Raw genomic sequence first — 325 nt, 5'->3', positions numbered from 1 at the left:
TGGTTTTCACCAAGGGCTTTTCAAAGATTGGCGGAGCGGACGGGACTTGAACCCGCGACCTCCGGCGTGACAGGCCAGCATTCTAACCAGCTGAACTACCGCTCCGCACTTTAACTTTTTCAGCCGACCAACGGTCTGCTTTACCAGCTGACCAACGGTCAGCTCTACCATCGGCGGAGAAAACAAGGCCCCCGATTGCTCAGGGGCCTTCTTGAAACTGGCGGAGCGGACGGGACTTGAACCCGCGACCTCCGGCGTGACAGGCCAGCATTCTAACCAGCTGAACTACCGCTCCACATTTCAAAACTTTTACTGGCAGTGCCTG

At 56.6% G+C, this 325-nt stretch carries 2 tRNA genes; both read right to left on the bottom strand.

Annotated elements, in window-relative coordinates:
* Nucleotides 1–28: 28 nt before the first annotated feature.
* A tRNA-Asp gene (locus ABE571_RS18825) sits at nucleotides 29–105 on the bottom strand.
* A 113-nt stretch (nucleotides 106–218) separates the two neighbouring features.
* A tRNA-Asp gene (locus tag ABE571_RS18820) sits at nucleotides 219–295 on the bottom strand.
* Nucleotides 296–325: the final 30 nt, after the last annotated feature.

The sequence above is a fragment of the Stenotrophomonas sp. TWI273 genome (genome assembly GCF_039674765.1).
Classification (GTDB): domain Bacteria; phylum Pseudomonadota; class Gammaproteobacteria; order Xanthomonadales; family Xanthomonadaceae; genus Stenotrophomonas.
Note: the sequence above shows the minus strand (reverse complement) of the source record. Positions and strands in the feature narration are given on the sequence as shown.